This window comes from Ruegeria hyattellae, from assembly GCF_041537925.1.
Lineage (GTDB): Bacteria > Pseudomonadota > Alphaproteobacteria > Rhodobacterales > Rhodobacteraceae > Ruegeria_C.
This window is the reverse complement of sequence record NZ_JBGOSH010000007.1, coordinates 227,358-251,668: the sequence shown is the minus strand read 5'-3', so window position 1 is coordinate 251,668 and position 24,311 is coordinate 227,358. Positions and strand designations below refer to the sequence as shown.

The 24,311-nt window shown below is 54.5% G+C and carries 20 protein-coding genes and 3 pseudogenes; 11 read left to right on the top strand and 12 right to left on the bottom strand.

Translation table 11 applies throughout. The annotated features are described in order from the left end of the window. Positions 1-194 (bottom strand): annotated as a pseudogene (locus AB1E33_RS17970) (IS5 family transposase); the annotation flags it as partial. A 194-nt stretch (positions 195-388) separates the two neighbouring features. On the opposite strand from AB1E33_RS17970, the gene AB1E33_RS17965 reads away from it, so the two are divergent. Continuing rightward, on the top strand, positions 389-811 hold the full coding sequence (locus AB1E33_RS17965) for a nuclear transport factor 2 family protein (RefSeq protein WP_372578648.1): 423 nt from the start codon (positions 389-391) through the stop codon (positions 809-811). Positions 812-1,294: 483 nt separating this feature from the next. On the opposite strand, the gene AB1E33_RS17960 is transcribed toward AB1E33_RS17965, so the two are convergent. Further along, positions 1,295-2,272 (bottom strand): IS5 family transposase, encoded by a 978-nt coding sequence (locus AB1E33_RS17960; RefSeq protein WP_372578638.1) that lies wholly within the window; start codon positions 2,270-2,272, stop codon positions 1,295-1,297. Positions 2,273-2,805: 533 nt separating this feature from the next. Between AB1E33_RS17960 and AB1E33_RS17955 the strand changes: the two genes are divergently transcribed. Next, entirely contained in the window at positions 2,806-3,048 is a 243-nt protein-coding gene (locus AB1E33_RS17955) for a hypothetical protein (RefSeq protein ID WP_372578637.1), read from the top strand. A gap of 484 nt (positions 3,049-3,532) precedes the next feature. Here the strand turns inward: AB1E33_RS17955 and AB1E33_RS17950 are convergent, their stop codons facing one another. After that, complete coding sequence (locus AB1E33_RS17950; RefSeq protein ID WP_372578636.1) at positions 3,533-3,754, bottom strand: FmdB family zinc ribbon protein; 222 nt, start codon at positions 3,752-3,754, stop codon at positions 3,533-3,535. Positions 3,755-4,277: 523 nt separating this feature from the next. On the opposite strand from AB1E33_RS17950, the gene AB1E33_RS17945 reads away from it, so the two are divergent. Then, entirely contained in the window at positions 4,278-4,481 is a 204-nt protein-coding gene (locus tag AB1E33_RS17945; protein WP_372578635.1) for a hypothetical protein, read from the top strand. Positions 4,482-4,571: 90 nt separating this feature from the next. Here the strand turns inward: AB1E33_RS17945 and AB1E33_RS17940 are convergent, their stop codons facing one another. After that, positions 4,572-4,736 (bottom strand): hypothetical protein, encoded by a 165-nt coding sequence (locus AB1E33_RS17940; RefSeq protein ID WP_372578650.1) that lies wholly within the window; start codon positions 4,734-4,736, stop codon positions 4,572-4,574. Positions 4,737-4,864: 128 nt separating this feature from the next. Here AB1E33_RS17940 and AB1E33_RS17935 point away from each other — a divergent pair. Further along, positions 4,865-5,875: pseudogene (locus AB1E33_RS17935) on the top strand (IS30 family transposase); the annotation flags it as partial. 309 nt (positions 5,876-6,184) lie between these two features. Beyond that, positions 6,185-7,153 carry an IS110 family RNA-guided transposase gene (locus AB1E33_RS17930; RefSeq protein ID WP_372578634.1) on the top strand — a complete coding sequence of 323 codons (969 nt, stop codon included), beginning with the start codon at positions 6,185-6,187 and terminating at the stop codon, positions 7,151-7,153. A gap of 461 nt (positions 7,154-7,614) precedes the next feature. Here the strand turns inward: AB1E33_RS17930 and AB1E33_RS17925 are convergent, their stop codons facing one another. The 5 genes from AB1E33_RS17925 to AB1E33_RS17905 form a co-directional block, all read right to left on the bottom strand. Next, positions 7,615-10,755 carry an efflux RND transporter permease subunit gene (locus AB1E33_RS17925; protein ID WP_372578633.1) on the bottom strand — a complete coding sequence of 1,047 codons (3,141 nt, stop codon included), beginning with the start codon at positions 10,753-10,755 and terminating at the stop codon, positions 7,615-7,617. Between the two features lie 4 nt (positions 10,756-10,759). Next, positions 10,760-11,887 carry an efflux RND transporter periplasmic adaptor subunit gene (locus tag AB1E33_RS17920; RefSeq protein WP_372578632.1) on the bottom strand — a complete coding sequence of 376 codons (1,128 nt, stop codon included), beginning with the start codon at positions 11,885-11,887 and terminating at the stop codon, positions 10,760-10,762. Between the two features lie 212 nt (positions 11,888-12,099). Next, positions 12,100-13,152 (bottom strand): DUF2652 domain-containing protein, encoded by a 1,053-nt coding sequence (locus AB1E33_RS17915; protein ID WP_372578631.1) that lies wholly within the window; start codon positions 13,150-13,152, stop codon positions 12,100-12,102. Between the two features lie 287 nt (positions 13,153-13,439). Next, positions 13,440-13,853, bottom strand: a complete 414-nt coding sequence (locus AB1E33_RS17910) for an ester cyclase (RefSeq protein WP_299985804.1) — start codon at positions 13,851-13,853, stop codon at positions 13,440-13,442. 123 nt (positions 13,854-13,976) lie between these two features. Beyond that, positions 13,977-14,507 carry a TetR/AcrR family transcriptional regulator gene (locus tag AB1E33_RS17905; protein ID WP_372578630.1) on the bottom strand — a complete coding sequence of 177 codons (531 nt, stop codon included), beginning with the start codon at positions 14,505-14,507 and terminating at the stop codon, positions 13,977-13,979. 941 nt (positions 14,508-15,448) lie between these two features. Here AB1E33_RS17905 and AB1E33_RS17900 point away from each other — a divergent pair. Further along, positions 15,449-17,326 carry an adenylate/guanylate cyclase domain-containing protein gene (locus AB1E33_RS17900; RefSeq protein ID WP_372578629.1) on the top strand — a complete coding sequence of 626 codons (1,878 nt, stop codon included), beginning with the start codon at positions 15,449-15,451 and terminating at the stop codon, positions 17,324-17,326. 306 nt (positions 17,327-17,632) lie between these two features. Here the strand turns inward: AB1E33_RS17900 and AB1E33_RS17895 are convergent. After that, positions 17,633-17,848, bottom strand: a pseudogene (locus AB1E33_RS17895) (IS6 family transposase); the annotation flags it as partial. Between the two features lie 41 nt (positions 17,849-17,889). Between AB1E33_RS17895 and AB1E33_RS17890 the strand changes: the two are divergent. Further along, a complete protein-coding gene (locus AB1E33_RS17890) occupies positions 17,890-18,225 on the top strand; it encodes an SDR family oxidoreductase (RefSeq protein WP_372578647.1) in 336 nt (111 codons plus the stop codon). Positions 18,226-18,519: 294 nt separating this feature from the next. After that, positions 18,520-19,224 (top strand): SDR family NAD(P)-dependent oxidoreductase, encoded by a 705-nt coding sequence (locus AB1E33_RS17885; protein ID WP_372578628.1) that lies wholly within the window; start codon positions 18,520-18,522, stop codon positions 19,222-19,224. A 425-nt stretch (positions 19,225-19,649) separates the two neighbouring features. On the opposite strand, the gene AB1E33_RS17880 is transcribed toward AB1E33_RS17885, so the two are convergent. Next, on the bottom strand, positions 19,650-20,249 hold the full coding sequence (locus AB1E33_RS17880) for a TetR/AcrR family transcriptional regulator (protein ID WP_372578627.1): 600 nt from the start codon (positions 20,247-20,249) through the stop codon (positions 19,650-19,652). Positions 20,250-20,372: 123 nt separating this feature from the next. Here AB1E33_RS17880 and AB1E33_RS17875 point away from each other — a divergent pair, with 123 nt between their 5' ends. Then, entirely contained in the window at positions 20,373-21,512 is a 1,140-nt protein-coding gene (locus AB1E33_RS17875) for an MBL fold metallo-hydrolase (protein ID WP_372578626.1), read from the top strand. 310 nt (positions 21,513-21,822) lie between these two features. Here the strand turns inward: AB1E33_RS17875 and AB1E33_RS17870 are convergent, their stop codons facing one another. Next, positions 21,823-22,173 (bottom strand): hypothetical protein, encoded by a 351-nt coding sequence (locus AB1E33_RS17870; protein ID WP_372578625.1) that lies wholly within the window; start codon positions 22,171-22,173, stop codon positions 21,823-21,825. Positions 22,174-22,250: 77 nt separating this feature from the next. Here AB1E33_RS17870 and AB1E33_RS17865 point away from each other — a divergent pair, with 77 nt between their 5' ends. After that, positions 22,251-22,805, top strand: coding sequence for a TetR/AcrR family transcriptional regulator (locus tag AB1E33_RS17865; RefSeq protein WP_372578624.1), 555 nt, complete (start codon positions 22,251-22,253; stop codon positions 22,803-22,805). Between the two features lie 919 nt (positions 22,806-23,724). Continuing rightward, complete coding sequence (locus AB1E33_RS17860) at positions 23,725-24,096, top strand: DUF3768 domain-containing protein (protein ID WP_372578623.1); 372 nt, start codon at positions 23,725-23,727, stop codon at positions 24,094-24,096. Positions 24,097-24,311 lie beyond the last annotated feature (215 nt).

The window sequence follows — 24,311 nt, the reverse complement described above, 5'->3', positions numbered from 1 at the left end:
AGATCGGAATAACGTGCCTGCCCGCCGCGCGTCTTGCGACGTGGCGAAGCCCAATTCTTCACCACATCGTCAGAAACCCAGATCGTCAAGTCACCTCGACGCCGGAGACTTTCGTTGTATTCCGAGCAGTTCGTGACCCGGTACTTTGCTTTGGGGAACTTGTCGCGACCGGCATCATTGAATTTGTATGGCATCTACCGTCGCTCTCGTCAGAGAAAACGCTGGAAGTACCGCGGCAGATCGATCCATGCAACACGCCCCCCTGTTCATGAACAGCCGTCATTTGCGGTGCTGAACCCGAACTCACACAGTGCGGATACAGCTGACTTATTGCACTTACGCGACTAGGATATTTCCATGGGCTCATCTTGAGAACCAATGGGTGAGCATGTTCGAACAAGGGGCAACCGAAATGTTGTTTGCTGATGCGCTGGAGAAAGCTTCTTCGTATGCTGCAGCGTGGAGTTCCAACGATCCGCCGCAAGTGGCCGCACATTTCGCAGAAAATGGGGCGGCACGGCTCAATTCCGGCAAAGCGATTCAAGGCCGGGGAGCGATAGCTTCGGATTACGCAGCACCGTTCTTCCGCGATTTTCCCGGTTCTTCTGTGTTGCTGCATGATTTTCGTTTATCAGGGAACCACGCTCTGTTTACCGGTATGCTGGTCGGCCCCGGAAGGCGTGAAAATGATCCTGTTCGCCTTTTGGGTTGGGAGGAATGGACCCTCGACGACAATGGCTTGATACAGTTGTCGTTGGTTTGGTTCGACCGCGACGACCACGCCAGACAGGGCGGTAGCGCTTTCTCATAGTGATTGCGCCAAGCAAAGCGGGCTTAATAGCGTTTGAGAAGCGCAGCAAAGCTGGTCTTCAGCGAACGAAAACTCGTTTCCGCATTCGGTCTAGCTATACTAAATGAACCCGCAGGCTATTGTGGCAGAGGCAGTACTCTAACGAAATACGTGCCCAATTGTTATACTAAGTGAGATAGCAATTGGGCGCCAACGCTGTTCATTGCGGAGGTGACCACACAGCCTTTCGCCCCTACTGCGGTAGGCGCAAGTTTTTAGGCATGCATTGTTCCTCGCAGGTGACGGGTTTTCCGACCCTTTCAAAGCGATACCCAGTGGCGTGGAAGCAAATACGACCGCCGCGGCGGTCATTCAGCTCGATGGTCCAGGCAAATTCAGAATGGCCCATTCCGTGGGTCCGAACCTGCTCTCTGGACCGGGTGATCCGGGGCCTTGTTGCATAGATCAGTTGCAGTTCGGAACGCGCCCTACCCAAGACGGAATTCAGGCGGTGCGTTCAAAAGTGGGCCGGCCAAGTCCAGTCATCCGGTTGAGAATCCGGACGCCAATCTTGGTTTCTGTTTTCTGGTTTTTGAGGGTGCGTGCCCGCAGTTTAGTTCCGATGACCGCCTTCCATCTGCCAATCTTCGTCTCCACCCGGCTTCGTTGATTGTATCCTGAGGAGCGCTGCCAGGCTATCCGCCCATGGGCCGCTATTTCAGCGATCTGACGGTCACGATCCGTAGGGGTCTGTGCTGCTTCAGGGCTGAGGGCCGCGTTTTTGGGAGGTGGTATTGCAACCTCGAGCGTCTCGCCAAAACGCGCGAAAAGCAGGTCCCGAGTCGGCCCACCGTCATATGCGCCGTCCGCTAGAAACTGACCAACGGGGCTGTCAATTTGATCCAGCAGGCCTGGTAGGGCAGTCGGGTCCCCGACGTCTTCCGTGGTCAGGTCATCACAAACAATCTTGCCGCAAACAAGATCGAGACCGAGGTGCAACTTGCGCCACCGTTTGCGTTTCGCCCTTGTTTGATGCTTTCTCTCCAACCATTCACCCTCGCCGAAGACCTTCAGGCCGGTGCTATCAACGACCAGATGGATCGGAGTGGAACTGTCGAGTCTTCGCTCCTCAGGCAGTGCCAGCCCCTTGCCGCGACGTGATAGCGTTGAGAAATCCGGTACCGGAACCTTAACCCCAAGCAAGATCGCGATGCTGCGCATGAAACCCTGAGTTTGACGCAGCCGTTGCCTGTAGACCATGCCCACGGTCAGGCAGATCTCGATCGCCAGATCCGAGTATATCCGTTGGCCGCCACGTGTCGTCCGGCGAGGAGCAGACCACAGGCGCAGCCCCTCATCGCTGACCCAGACCGTCAGATCCCCGCGCCGGCGAAGACTCTCGTTGTAGCTCGCCCAGTTGGTCACCCGATACTTCTGCTTCGGGATCTTACTTCGTCGACTGGCATTGAACTTGTGCGGCATCGTCAGCATCCTGAAGGCGAAGGGGCCGTCTGGGTATCAGACTCAACATGATCCATGCAACACAGCCGATACAACGAGAGATCGCGGATTGAGGCCCAGATCGGCAGATGGAAACAGGTCATCGGCGATCGCCTGCAAGCGCGTGACTTCGACAATCAAATAGCTGAAGCGCAAATCGCATCAAAGGCGCTCAACCGCATGACTGGTTTCGGTCGTGCGGCGTATGAACGTGTCTTCTGAAGTGATGGGGTATGGGGCAAATTCGCCTCAATTCTGATCCATGCAACACGGTCTGCCTAAGCCACATCCATTCTGCGGATCGCCCCTGCCAACTAATCCAAGCACCCCATTGGGCAGCGGTCAATCCCCAACCATACTGGCGCAATTGGTGATGTGGGCGAGGACCGTGTTAACAGAGAGTGAACAATGTGTTTCAATTGTGTTCAACACGGTTCATGCAAGTTCATCGCGCCTGCGACAAAGTATGCAGCGCAGGCCCGTACATAATCGCAAACAGGATTGGACAAGCGACGATGAAGCCAGAAAAGATGCCGAACCCGTCCCAAAAAGCAATCGACAAGCTCGCTGAGTTAGAGTTCGAGTTTCCCGAGGCCGGTATTCCGGCTGATGTACAGTTACCAGACATGCCGGAATTACCCGAGGGTCCCGCTCGTGGGGCACCCGTGCTTCCTACGTTGTCGTTGCCCGAGCAGGCTAATGCGGAAGTTGAAATACCCGCAGCCCAACTGCCTGAAGAAATTTTCGATTTGGGCTGAGAGACAAGATAATGCCAGTCGGAAGGCTGTTCCTGTGAAAAACGGAGACGAATTAAGTATCAGTGATGACCAAAAGAAATGGTCCGAATGGACCATGCGCCCCAAGAAGTCGAGGCGTAAGCCAACCCACTACGCCTCTGCATTCGTAATCATGTTATCTATGGTTGTGGCAGGCGGCTACCATCAAAATTTGGTTTTCTGATCCCTGGAATGTTCCGTCGAAACATGTCTTGACCAATCGAGGCTAAGCGCCGCCGCGCTCCGGTGTTGGCTCTTGCGAATTTCGTTTGCTGCATGTGGGGCATTACTGCGCTTGTGAGGCTGCGCGGAATCACAAAAGGACAGCCGGGGGAGCGGTCAGTAACCCATTAACGGGGACACGCAGCCTCAGCCTATGCTCTCGAATGCTTCAGGTACCCTCTACCCCCAAGCGGGGGCAAGGTTGCGCTACCAGATGGGTTAATCTGGTTTACACCTGTTTTTCTCAGCCGGGTCTCTTGCCAAACGTCTGTTCAATCACAGTGTCGGTTTCATCCCTGGCCATCTCAATCACAGCGCCCCTCACCTCGCCATAGGTGCCGAACTCATGACCACAGCCGTGGCACGATATCACCTCGTCGTCCTTCGGCGGGTTGAGTTCGCTCATACCAACCGGGTGCCCGCATTCTGTGCATTGGAACGTGATGCGGTTTCTCTTCTTCGCCATGGGGGTCTCCGACTCCGGTAGAAATGTTTCCGTCTGGTGGTTCCATTTTGAGAGCAAACTGCAATGGGTCAATGCTGCGGATCTTGTGCCTCAGTCGATTAGCAAGATTAGCGGGCTTAGCTCAGAAAAGAGCGAAACCGCAACCCCGCACTTTTTATCATCCCGCCACCACAAACCTGCCATGCGCGAGCCACACTTGCTCATTACATCCTTAGCTAGTGTCGATGCTATCCCAGAACGGTAACGACATTGAAACCACCGGCACGCCCTTTAGGTGTCGGTGGTCTCCTATTTGGGTTCCAGCTTTTTTAACGCTCTCCTGGCACTGGCGCGGTGTTTGGGTGGCCATGTAGCAGATTGTCCGGGATCAGCACCTGTCGGCCTGATTAGAGGATTTGCATAACGGAAGGTTTCTGGCTCATCTGAACCGTCAAGGAGTGAAGATGAGACGGAAAGCTGGAACCGACAAACCGACGGCCGAGCGGGTCGTCAAAGACATCCGCCCGCATTGCTGGCGGATGCGGTGACACGTCAGGTCGAACATCCCGAACTTCAGCGGCATGAAATCTCGGCGGCGCAGTTTCAAGCGACCTACAATCATGCGCTGGAACAGGGGATCGAGGTCGACCCGGATCACTGGAACGACCTGAACGCCACCGCATGGCCCATGCTCGTTCGCTCGGATGCGCAGTGCCGCGTGGGAGCCGGGCCCGTGCGAGGCTTGTAAAACGGGACTCTGGCCGGCGCTTTCTCCATCTGTAAAGGAAAAACGCCGCGCTGATTGGAGCGGCGTTTGTTTCGGCATTCGGACTTGTGCCTATTCAGCGGCCTGCGTTCTTGTGTCAACGTGCCTGTCGCGCAGACCAGCACGGTAGAGAGCCTTGGTCAGCGAGACCATCATGAGCCCCATAGCAACCGTAAAGGGCAGTGCACTGATGATCATCGCGTTGCGCAGCGCGTCCATCGGGTTGGGATTTCGCAAAGTTTCTCACCGGTTCCGCAACGAGTGCTAAAACATACCAAATCGAGCACTTTTTTGGATTGTGATAGGTTCCAGTTTGGGCGCTACAACTGATCGAATTGAGTGGTTTTCAAACTTTGCGACAGATCCTCCGGCCACCGGATCGTACGAGGTCCCGTATTGCGCTAACCTTGGTTGAACGCGAGGAGATTTCCCGAGGTCTCGCAGCCAAACGCTCGTTTCGGTCCATTGCTCGAGCGATGCGGCGCTCTGCTTCAACAGTCAGCCGGGAAGTTCATCGCAATGGCGGCCGTCAAGCCTATCGCGCAGCGCCTTCGGACCAGAGTGCCTGGGGCTGTGCGAAGCGACCTAAATCCTGCAAGCTCTCGGGTAACACGCCCTTGTGCCATTGGATATCGCGGAAGCTGCGTTTGAATTGGTCTCCGGAGCAGATCGCCGGTTGGCTCAAACGCACACACCCCGACGCAGAGCAAAACCGCGTGTCGCACGAAACCATCTATCGCAGCCTCTATGTTCAAACACGTGGGGTCTTGAAAAAAGAGTTGCAGCAATGCCTGAGTAGTCCCCGAGCCATCCGGCGGTCCAGGCACGCCACTCAAAAGGGTCTTAAGTTGCGCAAGATCAAAGATGCTATTTCGATCAGTGAACGCCCACCCGAAGTTGAGGACCGCGCCGTTCCGGGCCATTGGGAGGGGGACTTGATCGCGGGGTCGAACAACAGCTACATCGTCACACTCGTCGAGCGTCAGTCCCGCTTTGTGATGCTGGCAAAGGTCGAGAACAAGGACACCCAGAGCGTCATAAACGCACTGATAAAACAGGCGCGAAAGCTGCCCAAAGAGCTCTATAAATCGCTGACATGGGATCGCGGTTCGGAGATGGCAGGGCATCGAAAGTTCACCATCGCCACAAAGGTCGATGTCTTTTTTTGTGATCCCCTATCCCCGTGGCAACGCGGCTGCAATGAAAACACCAATCGCCTTCTCAGACAATACTTTCCCAAATGCATTGATATATCGGGCTTTAGCCAAGCCAAACTCAGCGCCATAGCCCGCCAACTCAACGAGCGGCCTCGAAAGACCTTGCAAAACCTAACACCATCAGAGAAATTTGAAGCCTGTGTTGCGCTGATCCGTTGAAACCACAGGACAAAGCAGACCTTGGTCCACATTAAACTGCACAGGCAGTGAGTCCAGCAAAGGAGCGCAGATGATCAATATCGACGAAGTTCAGCGCCGCGTTTCTGCTCTTGCTTTTTGCTTCACGATATTCAGCGGAAGGGCATATCGAGGAAGATGAGATCCGCAAGGATGTGCTAATTGCAATCGCGGCCGGGGCGCCAAATGCAGCCGAGCTTGCAGCAGCGGCCCTAAAGACCTCGGATCATAATTTTCCCCGGTGGTATGAGTGAATCCAGAAAAGGAACGTAGGTCGGCACTGCAGAGAGGGTGTGTGAAAACTCGGTTGATTGCGATCACCACGTCGGTTCAGACGTTTGTGTCTGTCTTTGCGTGAGATCGTCATTTCGGCGGATAGGGCTTGAAGCCGGTCCGCTGTTGCAATGGCTGTTCGACGGGATGGTCAGTGTTGGCCTTCCGGCGATCTGCATTGAAACCCGCTACACGAAGGCGTTTCTGAAGGCGCAGGTCAACAAGAGCGACCGCAGTGACGCGCGCGGCATCTCTCAAATGATGCCGGTCAATCTTTATCGTCCGGTGCATGTGAAGACGTTAGTGAGCCAGAAACGCCGCGCCCTGTTGACCGCGGGCAAGTTACTGCAGGAAAAAGCACTCGCCATCGAGAATGACATTCGGGCCCTCCTGCGCAATTTCGGTCTGAAAGTCGGAGCCGTTGGAGCCATCAAATTCGAAGCTCGCGTTCGCGAGCTTGCTGAGGGCAGGTCAGATCTGATCGAAATCATGACGTCGCTTCTGGCTGCGCGCTCAAGACTACGTGAGGAATATTCCCGTCTGCATCGCAGGGTTCTGGAGATTGTCAGGGACGACATGGTTTGTAGGCGGTTGATAACTATCGCCGGCGTTGGTCCCGTTACTTCACTGGCATTCGTCAGTACGATCGAAGTGCCCGGTCGGTTCCGACATTCGCGAACGGTCGGGCCGGCCCTTGGGCTGACGCCGGTGCTCAACCAATCGGGAGAAAGTCGTCGGATCAGACGGATCTCGCTCTGCGGGGACGCCATGATGCGTACGCTGCTTTATGAGGCCGCCCAAGTCATGCTGACGCGGACGCAGAAGTGGTCATGGCTAAAAGCCTGGGCCATGAATGTGGCCAAGAGACGTGGAATGCGCAAAGCGATCGTAGCACTTGCGCGCCGGTTGGCGGTCATCATGCACCGCAGGTGGTGCAACGGATCCGACTTTTGTTGGACAAGAGAAGCTCTTCCGAAAGCCAACTGAGTTTCGACCGAAAGGAGGCAATTGAGTTCTGCCAGGCGGTGGAAAGATGTCCTTTGCGGGACGATGGATGAGGTGAGTTCGCAGTTCGTCCAATCATTCGCACAATTGCGATGACGATGCTGTTCAGATTGGACCACATCATTCTTCTAACCCCATGATGGGAAGGCCATGCGCCGATCCGGAGAGAAGCGAGGCTCGCGAAAGACACCGAACGCCGAAGTGGTGGAACGCTCGAAAGCGCTTGAACTTAACGCGCCGAATAGAGAAGGATGAACTAATTTGAGCGATACCATTGCGGTTGCGTTTTCGTGCGTACAGGGCCGATAAGCGGCGTTGAACACAACTCCGCTTAGTGAGGAATTCGATTGAAAAAATTTGGTTCAAGGCCCGCCAGATTTCCCGGTTCTCAAAGATTGAAAATCTGTAATGCAGTTTGCCTCTACCCTGCTTCTCCGAATGATCTAAAGGGTGCTTTCGCCACCACCCTTGTTCGTTTTTCTATGCACTTTCTCTCTGAAACGCTGAGCGATTATGTATAGGGACGGTATTACAAATATGCCTACAAGAGCAGCTGCGATCATCCCTCCGAAAACCGGCGTGCCGACGCCTCTGCGAGCGAGCATGGATGCACCGTCAGCCACAACCAACGGGTAGAGCCCGGCGATGAAAGCAAAGCTGGTCATCATTACCGCCCGGAAACGCGCGCGGGCACCCTGAATGGCGGCATCCACCGCACTCAGCCCCTGCCGGTACCGATCCATCGCAAACTCAACGATCAAAATCGCATTTTTGGCGGCAAGCGCTATCAGGACAACCAGTCCGATCTGGGCGTAAAGATTGTTTTGAAGACCCAGTAACAGCAGCGCACCCAACGCACCACACACCGCAAAGGCGACTGAGAATAGAACCGCAAGCGGTATCGTCCAGCTCTCATAAAGTGCGACCAGAAAGAGATATGCGAAAAGCAAAGCAAGCCCCAGAACAATGGGTGTCTTTCCGGCGGCTTCAATCTCTTGCTGCGCTGTTCCCGTCCAATCGTAGCTGTAGCCCTCCGGCAGGGTCTGGGCAGCAATTTCCTCCATCGCCGCGATGGCCGCGCTCATAGACACGCCCGGAGACGGTTCGCCGTTAATGGTGACCGCCTGGAAATTATTGTAGCGGGCCAGCAATTGTGGACCCAGAATGAGTTCCACCTTCGCAACAGCGCGCACCGGCACCATATCTCCGTCACGGTTTCGCACGTGAATGCGCGCGATATTCCCGACATTGGCCCGGTATTTCTCATCAGCTTGCAGGTTAACCTGCCATGTCCGGCCAAAGAGATTCATGTCGTTCACATGGTACCCGCCCAATGTGACCTGCATGGCCCGGAACAGGTCGTCGACATTCACGCCAAGTGTCTGCAGCCGTTTGCGATCGAGATCGAGGTGCAGCTTTGGAGATTGCGCAGAGAAAGTTGTGTAAACTCCGGACAGTCGGGGATCGGCATTGGCGGTCGTGACAAGCCCCGCCGCGGTCGCGCCCAGATCCAGTATGTTATCGCCGTGAAGGTCCAGAAGTTCGAATTCGAACCCGGCACCGGTGCCCAGTCCGAGGATTGGCGGCAGATTGAACGGGAAGGCAATCGCATCTTCCAAACCGGCAAACTCGCGCCGGACATGCCGGATCGAGGATCTGACGGACAGAGCGGGATCGGTCCGGTCTTCAAACGGCTGCATGATCGCGATGCCAAACCCGCTGTTCGACTTGTTCAGGCCGTCGATAAAGCTGAAGCCTGTGACCGTCATGACATCCTGCACTCCCGGTGCGGATTTGATGATGGTCGAAACGTCCTCCATCACATTGGACGTGCGATTGATCGAGGAGCCTTCGGGCAGCGCGACTTCCACGAAATAGGCCCCCTGATCCTCGACGGGAAGAAACCCGGAGGGTGTGACCTTGAACAACCAGCCTGCGCCAAAAAGGGCAAAACCCAGCAGTAGAACAGCCAGGATTACCCGTCGGGCAAGAATTGAGACCGCATAGGAATAGCCATCGCGCGCGTTGTCTATGCGGCGCGATATCCAGGCAAGTGGCCCGCGTCTGGGGGTGCTTTCCCTGCGCAGAAGCACCGCACACAGGGCCGGGCTGAGTGTTAGGGCGTTCAGCGCAGAAATCAGCATTGAAAAGGAAACAGCCACGGCGAATTGTTGGAACATTGTTCCCGTAATGCCGGGAATGAATGCAACCGGTACAAATACCGACAGCAGCACACAGGTTATGGCCAGAATGGGTGCCGTAATCTGCTTCATCGCCTCGCCGGTGGCTTCGGGTACGGACATATCCGGGTTCTCACCCATGACCTTTTCGACGTTTTCTATCACCACAATCGCATCGTCCACGACGATGCCTATTGCGAGCACCAGCGCCAGCAGCGAAACTGTATTGAGCGAAAACCCCAATGCCAGAATGAATGTCAGTGCACCGACAAGCGAAACCGGAACCGCGATGAGCGGGATCAGGGCCATCCGAAGGTTGCCCAGAAACAAAAAGACCACGATCACGACCAGAGCAAATGCCTGTATCAACGTCTTTACGACTTCGTCGATACTGGCGCGGACGAATGTCACAGAATTGTATGGCACGCTCCAGTTGACCCCATCAGGAAAGGCGTTCTGCAATCCTGTCAGTGCTTTGTTTATGCCCTTTGAGGTATCAAGGGCATTTGCCCCCGGCTCAAGGTAGACACCGATCATCGCGGCCGGTTTGTTGTCAAAAGAGGCAAAAGAATCCTGCGTTTTTGCCCCAAGTTCCACCCGCGCGATATCGCTGATCAGGACAAATGAGCCGTCGGGAAGGGCGCGCACGACAACTTCTTCGAATTCGGCGATGCTGCTCAACCTGCCCTGTGTCTGGATGTTCAGCTGAAAGGTCGGGTCCTTTGCCATCGGCTGTGCGCCAACACGTCCCACTGCTGCCTGAACATTCTGTGCGTTGAGCGCGGCGATCACATCGTCAACAGTCACCGAAAGATTGGTCATCTTGTCGATGTCGAGCCAGATCCGCATCGAATAGTCCAGTTCCCCGAAAAGGGTCGCATCACCCACGCCGGGGGATCTTTTGATGCTGTCCATAACGTTGATCGTTGCGAAATTCGACAGGAACAAATCGTCATTCTTCGGATCGTCAGACGTAATGGCCACGACCTGCAGCAGCGCTGATGACTTCTTTTTGGTATTGACGCCTGCGCGCGTGACTTCTTCGGGCAGGGCGGACATGGCCAGGCTGACACGGTTCTGAACATTGACGGCGTTAATATCTGGATCGGTTCCGGCGGCGAACGTAACCTGTAAATTATAGCTTCCATCCGAACCGCTGGCTGACTTCATGTAGAGCATGTCACTAACGCCGATCACCTGTTCTTCGATGATCTGGGCAACGGTTGACTCGACCACTTCGGCCCCGGCCCCGGGGTACTTGGTCGAAACCTGGACCTGCGGTGGCACGATGTCCGGAAGCTGTTCTACCGGTAGCTGCGTAATCGAGATCAGACCGGCCAGTGTGATCACCACCGAAATGACAATGGCAAATCTGGGGCGGCGAATGAACAGTTGCGAGATCATGGGGTCAGTTCCCGCTGGCGCTTGATGGTGCGTTCTGGGGTGTCGAAATGCTAACCTCAACGCCTGCATGGACCCTTTGCAGGCCATCGGTAATAACCTTATCGCCTTCACTCAGACCGTCTGAAATGACAGCCTCGGTCCCTTCGGTTCGGTCGAGTTGGATCTGCTTTTTGACAACCTTATCGTCGCTTCCGACTGTGAAGACAAAGTAGCCAGACTGGTCTTTCTGCAATGCCTTGGCAGGGATCACCAGAGATTTGTCGTTTGTAGGGTCGGTGACGATAACGCGCACCAGTTGGTTATCAATGAGATGTCCATCAGGATTGGGAAACGAACCTCGGACCAGAATGGAATCCGTTCCGGACTGAACTTGTGTATCAATCACTTCGATACTGCCCATTGTGCCGTATGTCGTGCCATCGGCGAGGATCAACTGTAATTGCAGCGGTTCGGTGTCGGACGCCTTGGCGCGGCGAGAACGAAATTCAAGCAGTTCGGCTTCGGTTACCGGAAAGGTCACGTGGATAGGATCGATGCAGGAAAGCGACAGCAGGGTTCCACCCTCTGGGCTGACGAATGCGCCAACTGACAGGTCTGTCAGTCCAATCCTGCCGTCAAAAGGCGCGGTTATCTTTGTGTAGGACAGGTTCAGCTGGGCATTTTGCAGACTGCCTTGTAGCTCAAGCACATGTCCATCGGCCTCACCTTGCTGGGCTTCAGCTTTCTGAACGACTGCTTGAGGTGTGTCACCTGTGGAGTAAAGCTTTTGCTGTCGATCAAGCTCGATATCGGCAAGCTTCTTTGCCGCTTGTGCAGCTTGTATTTGACCCTGAATTTCAATGACAGTCGCCTCGTATGAATCCGGTTCGATCTCGATCAGGACATCCGCTGCTGCAACGGCCGAGCCATCCTTGAAATTGATGGACTTCACAAATCCCGGCACGCGCGCAATCAGGTCGACACGATCCACAGCCTCGACCCGGCCAGTGAACACTTCGGTCAGAGATACCGACTTCATTTCTGCTGCCGTCACAGACACTTTGGGCTTCGTTTGGCTTTCCTGCGCCAAGACAATGGACGGAGACAGACCCAAGTGCAGAAACATTGCGGCGACTAACAACCTTACTGGCACAGTTCACCCTCCTGAAGAATTTTGTAAGTATTCTCGTTGACATCACGGTAACGTAAAGCATTTGAAAATCCAGCTACTGGTGTTGAGCGGCTCACCCGCCATTTCAACCAAGTGAAAGTTGTGCCGATTAAACAATATGGCTCGTTCTCGCTCTGCTGTCTTCAAAACCCCGAAATTGCGAACGCAATGTTTATCACCCCAGTTAAGATCTCTTAGGTCGAGGCGTTGAGTTGTTCGTCCAGATCAGAAAACGACGTTGCCCAGAATTCTGCCAGAAACGCTGCAACATCCTGCTCTGATATTTCTGACCTATCGCCCTCGGCATCCGTTGCTTGACCCAGTGTGTATCGCAGATCGGTGCCGGTGTCGGTCGGCGTCAGCTGATATGTCTCGGGCAAGCTCACCCCAGTGCGCGCCGGATCCTGGATGCAGGTAGAGAAGTAATCGAACGGTTCCCAATCAGTAATGCGGTAGAAAAAGTCCGCCAATTCGTGGGAGCAATGATAACCTGACCCGTTGCCGAGACGCCCTTGTGGGCTGTCGACCTTGATTTCCTGCACTCGGTTCATCCATTTCAGCTTTAGCTCCGGCGCGACCAACGCCTCCCAGACGACTGCTATTGGAGCATCGAAATGATGGAGGAACGTCCAAACTCCGTCTTCCTCGGTCAGGAAATGACGCTCGCGATTTGCACGTAAATGTTCCCACGATTTGGCCAAATCGTAGACCATCATTGAAATCTCGCCAAAATGCTCGATTTCCTGCGAAAACGATTCCACTATGCCTTTGATATCCATGGCGTTTGCAGCGGCCTCGCTGAACAGCGCGTAACTGCGTATACCGGTGGCTTCAACAACGTTCGTCTTGGCCATTCGGTGGACTAGAATAACGTCGGCGCCAGAAAAGTCCTTTACCGGGCCAAGTTGCATTTCTTCGAACTGGCCATGATGGGCGATAACCTTCAAATCCAGCCCTCCAACATTGGCGCAAGCGTTGCAGGTACAGGTTGTGTTGGCAATTATGTCCTGCTGACGAAGAGCAAATGCGTTGTAGAGGTTTTCGCAGATGGTCAGGAAGGTCTCGCCGGAGGGGAAATCCTGCCGCGTTGAATATGCCAGAACGGCATCACCTTCGGTTTTCCAGAAATTGAGCGGATCACCCACTTGTTCGATCAGCACGCCCAGCAAGGATTTCAAAATCGGATTAGCGTGATCCATTTCCGAAGTGGTCAGAAACTGTGTGTATCCGGAAATGTCGGCGATCAACAGATATCCAGTTTGAGTTGACATGGCGCCCTCCCCAAAAGAGTGTTTGGCGGGATTACTTTTTCTGTTGCACTGACGGTTAACTCTCAAGGTCAATTGACGCCAGATCTGCGGAATGCTTACGTTTCACACAGGGCTTAAAACCACTTCGGGTTGAAACTCGCCATAGACGGTCGTCATGAAGCGTAGGCTGGGAACTCAGAGGCTTAGTAGCAGGTGATAGGCCGAAGTGGTCACCAATTCACGCATCACCGCCCCTAAAAGACGGCGCCACTACAACGATGGCCCTACGCCCATCCGAGTTGTTTTAGTGAGTGCCCGTCGTTCCAAATCTTGGTCATTCGGGCGATCTTACCGCCTTCAAATTCCATAACGTAGGCATAGTTGGTTGCAATTTCCTTGCCCGTGGCAGGAACCGGCCCACCCTCACCGGTTTGTTTGCCGCTGAATACTGCTGTGGCCGTTACGATGTTTCGTTCGTGATCAGTCGAGAAAGAGGTGATATCGTAATTGCCATCGGGGATTGGGGTTAAAATTCCTGCCGTCCAGGCTGTATAAGCCTCGATTGTCGAAATGTCGGCCAATGCGTCCGCTTCGCATGTAAATGTGGCACCGATCTGACAGTATGTCTTGCAGACGTCCCAGCCTTTGCCTGTTTCGCACGCATCAAAGAAGGCCATGGCCGTTTCGGAAATACTCATCGTGTTTCTCCTATCCCTGTTTCCTTACATCCAGCGCTTCGTCGCCGTCAGTTCTGTTTGGATAGGTTAGTTTTAGAACATTTATTTTAAAAAAACAATTTTAAAATAAATGAGTGATCGGCCTCACTCGCGAATTTCTCTCATGATCATGTCGTAGAAATTTGGTATCACGTGTTTTTTCTCATCGTGCCGCCCATACAAAACAGTCCCGTGGACGCAAAAAATTACAAAGCTTGCAAGCTGCGCCGTGTCCTTGTCCGGCCCGATGTCTCCATCCGCTTGAGCATTACGAAGAGCGGTTTCAACCAGCGATTCCACCTCTGCACAGAACGCGCCCACTTGTTCAGCGGCCTCAGGACTTATCACATGTTTCTGCGCAAGGTGGTTCATCATCAGACAGCCTTTGTATTCCGACTTGGCGGCTCCCAAAAAAACATTTCTGAGAAACATTTCGACACCCTCTAAATTCGGGTTGTCGATCAGAATACGATAGCGCGGCCCGATGACATGATCACGATAATGATCCAGAGCTGCTGAGAACAATCCCTCCTTGTCCCCAAACTCCTTATACATACTAGCCGTGTTTAGCCCGGTTTCGCGGACGACATCACTTATTGACGTAGCCTTGTAGCCGTTTTGCCAAAAAACACCCATGGCTTTTTCAACTACGGCTTCGCGTGAATATGATCTTGGTCTACCCATCGGAGGATAATAAAATGATCATTTGAAAATCGCAACACGTACCGTCTGAGCAAGTTCGGGGAAAACCGTGCCGCAGGGTAGAATCTTCGTGAGTTGCTACGGGCGGCTGGTCGCGCAACTGTATCTTGCCAGCGCAGCGGGTCAGTTTGGTCTACACGATCATGGAGAAAAGGCTCGGGAGACCCTATCGACGTCAGTTCCGGACCTCAGGGTTAGCGGCATGCGCCGGTTCCATTTTCATGATCCCACACGCTGGTGCGCGATTCTGGATGGGCTTCGCGCCTTCAGCGAATGCCCCCAAAGCGGGCGCAGGTGTAGCATCTGGACTGGCCGCCGGATGTCGGCTTTGGGCCGTCCTCATCGTAGCTGGGCGGTTCTAACCGACAGGTGCTGCGTTCTCTCCGAGGTTTGCAGTGAGCCCTTCTTGACCGATGCTGCAAATTGCACGAATGCCCGGTTCTCCAGACCGATAAGGCAACGGCTTACGCCGTACTCATTTTATTGATTGCCCTTCGGGCCAAAAGGAATTCGGCCCCTTGGGCCTCATAAGTATTTTTGTTTTCTCCGCCCTACGTCCTTATCAAGACGTAGCCCGGAACCCTAACCAAGATGCGGAAAGATCACAGATCAAGCCACCAGCAAAGGCACATGTGGAAAGCTCAGAGCAGATTTGCTTTCAATGGAAGCAAGCGGATTTTTCAGAGCTTTCGCTAATTGCTTTTGTACAAGCGGAGAAGGCAGGCAAGGGCTAAGTGTTGGAGCGCGCAAACATAATCGGCTCTGCTCGCAAACATCGCTGTTTTCAGCTTACATTAGCGTGACAATATAGTCGCGTTCAGCTCACATTATTTGGCCTAGGTGTGAAATCATTGCCATAAGCAGAGGAGATTTCAATGTCGGACAATGCTGTACAGCGACGGCTCGCGGCTATTCTTGCCGCTGATGTAGTGGGCTACAGCCGGCTGATGGGGGAGGATGAAACGGGTACGCTGACCCGGCTGCGGCGACTCCGAACTGAGTTGATTGAACCTTTGCTGGCCGAGCATAGCGGTCGTCTGGTCAAGTTGATGGGTGACGGGTTTTTGGTCGAATTCCCTTCGGTTGTCGCCGCCGTCAGCTGCGCCGTTTCGATCCAAAGACACGTGGCCGAACGGACGCTCGACAGTGACGATCGCGAGCGCCTGCAGCTTCGCATCGGCATCAATGTCGGCGATATCATCATCGAAGGCGACGATATCTACGGTGACGGTGTCAACATCGCCTCGCGCCTTGAAGGCTTGGCCGAACCCGGCGGCATCTGCGTGAGCCAGAACGTATACGAACAGATTCGCGACAAGCTGTCGTTCCACTTCAGCGACCTAGGCGAGCGCGAAGTCAAGAATATCGCCCGTCCGGTGCGTGTTTTTCAGGTCTTATCGAGCAAAGACGGCGCCCCAGCAGTCTCAGCCGAGCACCGCCGCCCGCCGCGCTGGGTGCTGATCGCCGCCACGCTGGTGCTGCTCCTCGCCCTTGGCGTCGGCGGCGCTTGGTGGTGGCTGCAGGGACTAGCCGGCGGTGGGGGCGGGAAGGAGCCGTCGGTTGCGGAAGCACCGGTGATCGCCGTGCTGCCTTTTGACAACCTCTCGGACGATTCTGCCCAGGACTATTTCGCCAATGGCCTGAGCGAGGATCTGATTACCGATCTGTCCAAGCTGCGCGGGCTCACCGTCATCGCCCGCAACTCGAGCTTCGCTTTCAAAGGAAAGCAACTCGATGTGCGGGAAATCGGCGAAAAACTGGGAGTTCGATTTCTGATTGAAGGTAGTGTACGTAAGGCAGGCGATCGGTTGAGGGTAAACGCACAGTTGATTGACGCGGTTTCAGGTAATCATCTCTGGGCCGAGCGTTGGGATCGACCCAGTGGCGATATATTTGCGGTTCAGGATGAACTGACAAGCAAGATCGTCGAGACTCTGGAGGTCAAACTATCCGAGGGCGAGCAGGCCCGTCGCTGGCGTGGTCAAACAAAGGATACACGGGCGTATGATCTCTACCTGCAGGGCCGCGCATTGAGATTAACTTTCAGTGAGCAGGATGTTGTTAGCGCACTGCCATTGATCGAGGAAGCCTTGACCCGAGATCCGGGTTTTGCCGCTGCCTGGGTAGAACTCGGATGGCTTTACTGGTCTCACGTGTGGCTTGGCATGACCGATGATATCGAAAGCTACAAACAAAAGTCCCTGGATGCCACGAACAGGGCCATCGCTGCCGACCCCGATTTCGGGGATCCACATATGTTGTTAGCCGAGATTGCCTTGTACGAAGAAGATTTCGGAAAGGCCTCTCAACAAGCGGAAATTGCTGTCGAACTGTACCCTGGAAATGCCGACAATCTGATAATTCTGGCGTACTATACCTCTGAATCATCTCGTACCGAGGAAGCGTTGAAGCTGACGCAACGCGCATTCCGTCTCAATCCACTGCCACCCCCGTACTATTACAGTATTCGCGGAATCGTTTTAACCAGCTTAAACCGCTTTGACGAAGCCGACGAGGCATTCGGGCATTGTCTCGAACTGGCGCCTGAATACGTTTCCTGTTACCGATATCGTACCGCGATGCATCTCGAAGCCAACGATATCGAAGCAGCCAGAGAAGCGGCGAGGGAGGTGCTTCGAGTATTTCCGAACTACAGCATCTCGAAACACGAGTTCTGGCACAAGCAAACCACTGACCCGGCCGAACGGCAACGCCGGATAGATCTTTTGAAATCGGCGGGCCTACCGGAATAAGAGCTCGAGCTGCGCGCACAGAAACATCGTTACAGCAGCTCGCGTTGTTACATAATGTGAGCTGAAACTGGCTATGTTTGCGCGCTCCAACAGCTAAGGCTGCCGCCTCGCGCTCTTCAATCAAAATAATTCTGGCCGTGGCTCGGCAAGAGCCTGCGCCCGCACCAAGACCAGAACGATTTTGATTTCCGTTTGCTGCCCGCTTCTCAGCGAAGGCCAGGGATGCAATGGGATTGCACCCGCATATTAAAAAAGGGTGTTGTCACGTTAACGCCCAGTCCACAAAGAAGTGCTGTTTCTCGGAATTCAAGCGGCTTGAGTGGCGGCATTCCAGGCGTCAAAGGCCTCGAGACGGTGATATCGGATTGTTAATGCGGAGCGGCGGCGAGCGGGAACGCTGAAGCAATTGCGGATGGCTGAGTGGGTCGCCACGAACCTCTGCAACCCTCCTGGAGAGCGATGGCATTGCATCGTCCGTTCCCGCTTTCGGAAAGGGAGATGACTGTTTTCAGCTCGTTTGTTGAAACGCCGCCTATAACACCAGCAAGGCCGCTGTGAAGGTCATGACCGAGATGCTGGCCCACGAGCTGCGCGAGGCGGGTGCCGAGATCAGCGCCCATTTGTTTGTGCCCGGCTTTACCTACACGGGCATGATCCAGAAGTTCATGCCCGAAAAGCCCGCGGCGGCCTGGTCAAGCGACGAGGCGATCGACTATCTGCTGCAGCGCATGTCGAACGGAGATTTCTATATTCTCTGCCCCGACAACGATGTCTCAGAAGCCCGCGACAGGAAACGCGTCGAATGGACCCTGGGTGATATTGTCCATAACCGGCCCGCTCTGTCGCGCTGGCATCCTGACTATGCGGATGCCTTTGCCGCCCACGAGGTCTCGGAATAGCCGCTCCAAAAGTGCGGCTGTAAATGGAGCCAACGAAACTGCTATCCAAATCACAAGGCTTACACCTCGTCGAAATACCTAGCGGACATTCGTACGAAGCGCGGCATCTGAGACTTCGGGCTCGGTGCTGCCCCTCTCCGCGGTGAGCATGATTGGCCGCACGCAGCCCAAACCCGACATTCAAAACAAAACTTTGCAATTCCGGCTTTGCGAACTTTGCTGCCCCTCACCGAACGAACCAAAAAGTTTTGTGTTACGATTGCAGAGAGACGAAAGCTGTAAGGAGAAGAAGTCATGGATGGCAAGATTTGCGTCATCATCGGTTTTGGCCCTGGCTTAGGTGCCGCATATGCTGAGACTTTCAAACAGGCCGGTTACTCTCTCGCACTGCTGAGTCGTTCGGGCGCCACATTCGGTGACGAGGGTTCAACTGATACGTCAGTTCGACCCTACAGATGCGACGCTGGAAACCCGGATAACTTGAAAAAAGCGCTTTCCGCAGTCCAGAGCGATCTAGGCGAAATTGAGGTCGTTATCTACAATGCAGACCTCGCACAGTTTGGAGCGCTTGAAGACGTTTCGGAGCTCCAGTTCGAGCAGAGTTGGCGTGTCGGGGCTCTTGGTCTTTTTACTACCGCAAAGCTTCTAGGGTCTCAGATGGCCGAACGTGGTTCCGGAGTGATCATTGTATCGGGCGCGACCGCTGCGCTTCGTGGGAACGTTTGGACGACGGTTTTTGCGCCTTCAAAGTCTGCCCAACGTACGCTGGCAAATGCACTGGCCAAGCAACTCGGTCCAAGGGGTGTACATGTGGCATATCTTGTTATCGATGGTGTGATCGACACCGAGGACACACGGACGAACTTTGCACCAGATGAACCCGACGACTTCTTTATCAAGCCAGAGCGGATTGCGGAGACAGCTCTGATGTTGGCGCGACAAGACAAGTCGGCCTGGACATTCGAACTCGACATTCGCCCCTTCGGAGAAAAGTGGTAGCTCTCTGACAGCCCGAAGCGGACTAAGAGCCACGAGAACGGAACCGGTTGCCGCACTTGCAATCTGTGTGTCTCGACTTCCCTGGAGCGGACCTTCGAGCTGCAAAAATCAAATCTTTACGATCAATGACTGCTCTGAGCCCAAAGCGGACGAGATGAATGGGTATTAATAATGGAGGTTCCGAGACCAAAGTAATCATACCTCGAAATCGCAGCATCCGATGTGAAGGGCGGTAAGTGCGAAGTTGTTGCGGTCTTCACGATGACTTCAGTTAATAAAAATTGCCGCTCGTCAGTTTCACGGTGGTACGTTTTTCAGTTCAGGATCAGGACTCCCATTACTGCAACAACACAAAGATCTTCAAACTGTTCTTTGAAATCAGCAAAGTCATACCGCTCGGCAATGCACCACCAAACCAAGAGAACCTATGAAGCCTTGCTTGTAAGGAACTCGTGCCGAAGCAGGATTTCGTCTGCCGCGTCACAGGCCCCCCGAGGAATGTAAACCGAACGCCGGGCGCTCACGAAAACCAAGAACAACCTGACGCGCATGTCCAGATCATCACCTGAAAAACCAATTGATTCGAACACCCCGCGCACGAATTCATAGCGCTGCAAATCGACCACTTTTAGGGCCTTGGCCACCATTGGATCCTGTGCTGCCCAAGATCTGAAGGCGATATCGAACTGGTCGAGACCATCGGCCTCGATTCGTCGGGTCAGCTTCAACAGACGTTCTGACGCCGTACCGGGTTGTTCGTTCACCTCGGCAATGACGGATTGTGTAAACTCCCTTGACCAGAAATCTATCAACTCCCGGACGAATTCCTCGCGGCTTTTGAAGTGGTGATAAAAGCTGCCTTTTGTGACTCCGAGGCTTTTGACAAGCGAGTCGATCCGCAACCGCGCACCACCTTCTTTTGCGAGCACTTTGAGAGCCGTTTCGAGCCAGCGTTCACGATCATACCGGGGGAGTGGCGTGGGTTTTTGATCAGCTTTCATATCTCCATATTGAAAAAAGATCATCCTCCGTCAAGTCAAGCATACCAAAAAGTACTTTACATACCACTTGGTGTTTTGCATACCAAAAAGTACGTACTACACGTTTTGTTGTGGTAGGGGGTTAAGAATCATATTGGGAGTGTTTCGATGAATGCCAAACTTCTGCTGACAACGCTTACAGCAAGCTGCGTCTTCGCTATGTCCGCCTCGGCGCAAACCTGGGAAGAAAACCTTGCCGCTGGTGCAGCAACAACTGAGCGCAACCATCTTAATGTGCCGTTCACGCAGATGACGAACATGAAAACGGCCTACAGTTCGCCCGGGAACTGGCCGATCTTTGAAAATCGTGGTCCGCTGGACCGTTCTCCCGCCGACAAGCCGTCGAAGGTTCTTGTCATGGGCAGCGGCGATCCCAACCCGAACCCCTATCGCTACGGCCCGGCACTGGCCGTGATTGTGAACGACTACCCCTATTTCGTCGATGCTGGCGAAGGCTGGTGGCGGGCCGTCGGAAAATCTGTCCAGTCGCAACCCGCGCTGGATCTCGCAACAATCATGAATGTGCCCAACATCAAGTACATGTTCCTCACGCACCTCCACGAAGACCACACCGTTGGTTTGCCGTCCTTCATCCTGAACCCGTTCAAGTTCGGTTCGAACCTCAAAGTTGTCGACAAGAAGGTTTATGGACCTGCCGGGGTTGATGAAATGATGGCCAGTATCAACGATGCGTGGCGCATTGACCGCAACGAAATGGCACAAGGATCAACAGTTCAAAAATTTGACGGAGCAACTGCCGTTGGTGTGCCGGTCTGGCCACATGTGGATGTCGATGGGCGCAAGATATTCGAGGACGACAACGTTCTGGTCGAAGCTTTTCCAACCGCACACGGCTTTCTGGAGAATACTCACGCCTACCGGTTCACCACAAAACCTGACGGTCGTATTCTCGTCTTTGGCGGCGATGGCCACTATTCGGAAGGTCTTGTGAACGCAGCCAAAGACGCCGATGTTCTGTTCATCGAAGGGATCACCCGCAAGAACATCAAGTTTGCGCCATGGGGCGGTGAGACCGAAGAAGAAAAGGTCAAAGTCATCGGCGCCTATCACATGTTTCCAAAAGACATGAAAAAGCTGCAGGACGATAGCGGCGTGAAGAACATCGTGATGGTCCACGTGCAAAACTATAACAGCCCGGAAAACTTCGACCGGTTGAGTGTTTTGCAAGAGATGATTGACGAAGGTGTAACGAATATCCTGCAAGCCTCCGACGGCGATCTCTACTAACGCCAATAAGTGCGACGCGTCTCGTCCGTGTCTTCGACTTTGAGACGCGCCGCCAAATAATTCCGGGAACCCCGAATACGAATGCCCGCTGTGGGCCGAAAGCCCCAGTTCAACAGATGGGTGCGAAGGTCTGGAATGTCCGCTCAGCAGACCTTCGTTCCTTTGCTGGACTCGCTGATTGCTTACTCTACCATGGCCAAGGTCCGCTTCGAGCTCTCTGTGCTCATTCGCTGAACGTCGGTTGTCTTGCGCTCAGGCCTGGTTTCAAATAGTTGCCGGGCCCGTACCGTTTCCTTCATCGATCGAGCCATTAGGCACCGATAATCGCCAGACCGGTTACGACAGTAAGCAATATCCAGCCCGGATGTCGTCCTCGCGTTGCCCATAGGTTTCCGACTGCGCCGGTAATGTAGAGGAAGGACACCATGGCGACGATTATTGTTCGTTCGCCCTGATCAATGAACACGGCCGCGTAGATCAAAGCGATCCCACCAGCGAACCAATATAAGGTGCTAAGCTGAAACACAGCGTGATTGACGCGGCGCATCGAGGGCGATCCGCCACTGAATGACGGAATTACAATCGTCTGCCCGAGGTATCCGTGTACGAGGGCAATGATTGCCCCACCCAATCCGGCAACGATGAGAATTGTGTCACTCATAGCGTTCTCCATACATAACTGTATGGTTTGTACATGTGCTGTTGTATCCCGTCAATACACTACTGTATGGTTGGGCTATGACAAAAAAGCTCCGCAAATCCGACTGGCTCGATTTCGGGTTGAAGAGACTAGTGAAATCCGGGCCGGGAGCCTTGAAAGCAGAGCCATTGGCCAAGGCCATGAAAGTATCACGTGGCAGTTTCTACTGGCACTTTGAAGACATTGAGTCGTTTCGCAGGGGCATCCTCGCCCTCTGGCGGGAGAAAGCGACACAGCACGTCGTTTACGCCGTCAATGATGAGCCGAGTTCAGAGGACAGTCTCTGTAGGTTGCTCAGCATTGCGTTTACATCGGAACTCGACATGGAAAGGGCCATACGGGCTTGGGCGATGCAAGATCCGGACGTTTCTGCCATTGTAGAAGACGTTGATGCGGAACGCGTCGAGTATATCAAGTCGCTTCTGGCCGAGATCGGTTACGAGCCAGACGACGCAAGAATGCGCGCTGTGTTTCTCTACTGGGCCTTTCTCGGACAGGTCTCCATGCCCAGTGTTCGAGGCAAAGGCATCGATGCGGACGGTTCTGCAAAGATGGCTCGGCTCTTGCTTCAACGGGTCGATCAGGCTGGATGATCAAACCTGAAGTCCTGATGGCTTTGTCGCTCTGCAGCAAAAGCTCACTTCGTCCTCAAAACGACACGGGTGTTAATACGAACTCGGATCGTTGCGGGCATAGGAATGGATCGTGCGGATGCTCCATTCCACCGAATCCTTCATCGCGTCCCCGAGTGCGTTGTCAAAGGTGGTGACCAGGGCAAATCCCGCCGCCCAGGGGCGCCGGGACCGCCCGCTAGGTTCCAGCCGGCCGTGCCGGCTTCCTCCCCGAACCGGACATGCCCATTCTCCCTGCGGCCCGGGAGCGGTTAAACCTGTCTCCCCGAGCCAAGTTTAACCGAGGCCGGCATGGTCGCCTGGTCACACCCGTTTCGTCCCTTTGGGTGACGCCCGCTTTTGCAGATAGCCGGTGGAGATCCGCGCGGGTCGCGCGGCTCGCATGATCCGCTAGACAGGGCAGGGGATCGACGCACTGAAGCGCGCTCACCCCGGCCCAGGCATTCTTTCATATGGTGATTGCAGTCCGCCGTTGGCGGGCGGCGAGCGCTTGTTTTTCCCGAGCGTCAGGGGGCCGAAAGTCTCTCGTATCTGATCCTTTCCAGGGGGAAGGCGCAAAGAGAGACCCGCGCCGGGCGCGGCTCACATGTCTCTTTCCCAAGCGCCTCAAGCAGAAATCATGAACATCCCGGTTCCTCCCACGCGCGGGCGCGCGGGTCCCTCCCAAATGCCCCCGATTTCGGCCTGACCCCCAGTCCTCGGATCAGAGACGGATCTTTCCCATCGGCCCCCTCCTTTCGGGCAAAAAACGCGGATGGGTGTGGGTGGCTGATGTCACAGCCAATGGGCCGTTTCCGTGGCCCATTGGATCAAACCGAACCACAGGCGGCTAGGCCGGGCGCAGATCGGCCACCGCTTTGCCACGAAAGAGAGGTCCACCATGGCTGCAATCGCACAACAGACCGAGGAAGCCGGTCACGTCGATTATGCCCTCATCGCTCAGCAGAACGACGCGTTCCGCAAGCGTCAGCCCGAAGGCGGTGAGGGGATGTTCGTCCAGACAACCGCAATCGACAATATGGGTCCCAGCTTTGTTGCTGCGTGTCTGGCTCAGATCGTCACCTATGACGGGTTCACCGAAGACAATGACCCTTACGGAACCCGGGAAATGGGTTTCATGGACGTCATGGGCCAAAAGGTCTGGTTCAAGATCGACCTGTATGACGAGAACTATCAGTACGGAACATCGGCCCCAACCGATCTGACCAAAACCCGCCGCGTTCTGACCATCCTTTTCCCAAGCGATTACTGAGTTCGGCAGCGGGAGTTCTCCCTGCCCCGCGCCGAGGCTGGCCTGTCGAGCAGGCCCAAGGGTGAGGGCGACGAACGCCCTCCCCACACCATCACCACAACGGAAAGGAAGGTGAGACACATAGACCATGAGACGAAGAAGCGCCGCATTGCCGAGGCTTGGGCGCTTGTCAGGAAGGGCGATCACTTTGGCATTGGCCGCCGCTTCCTGATCCA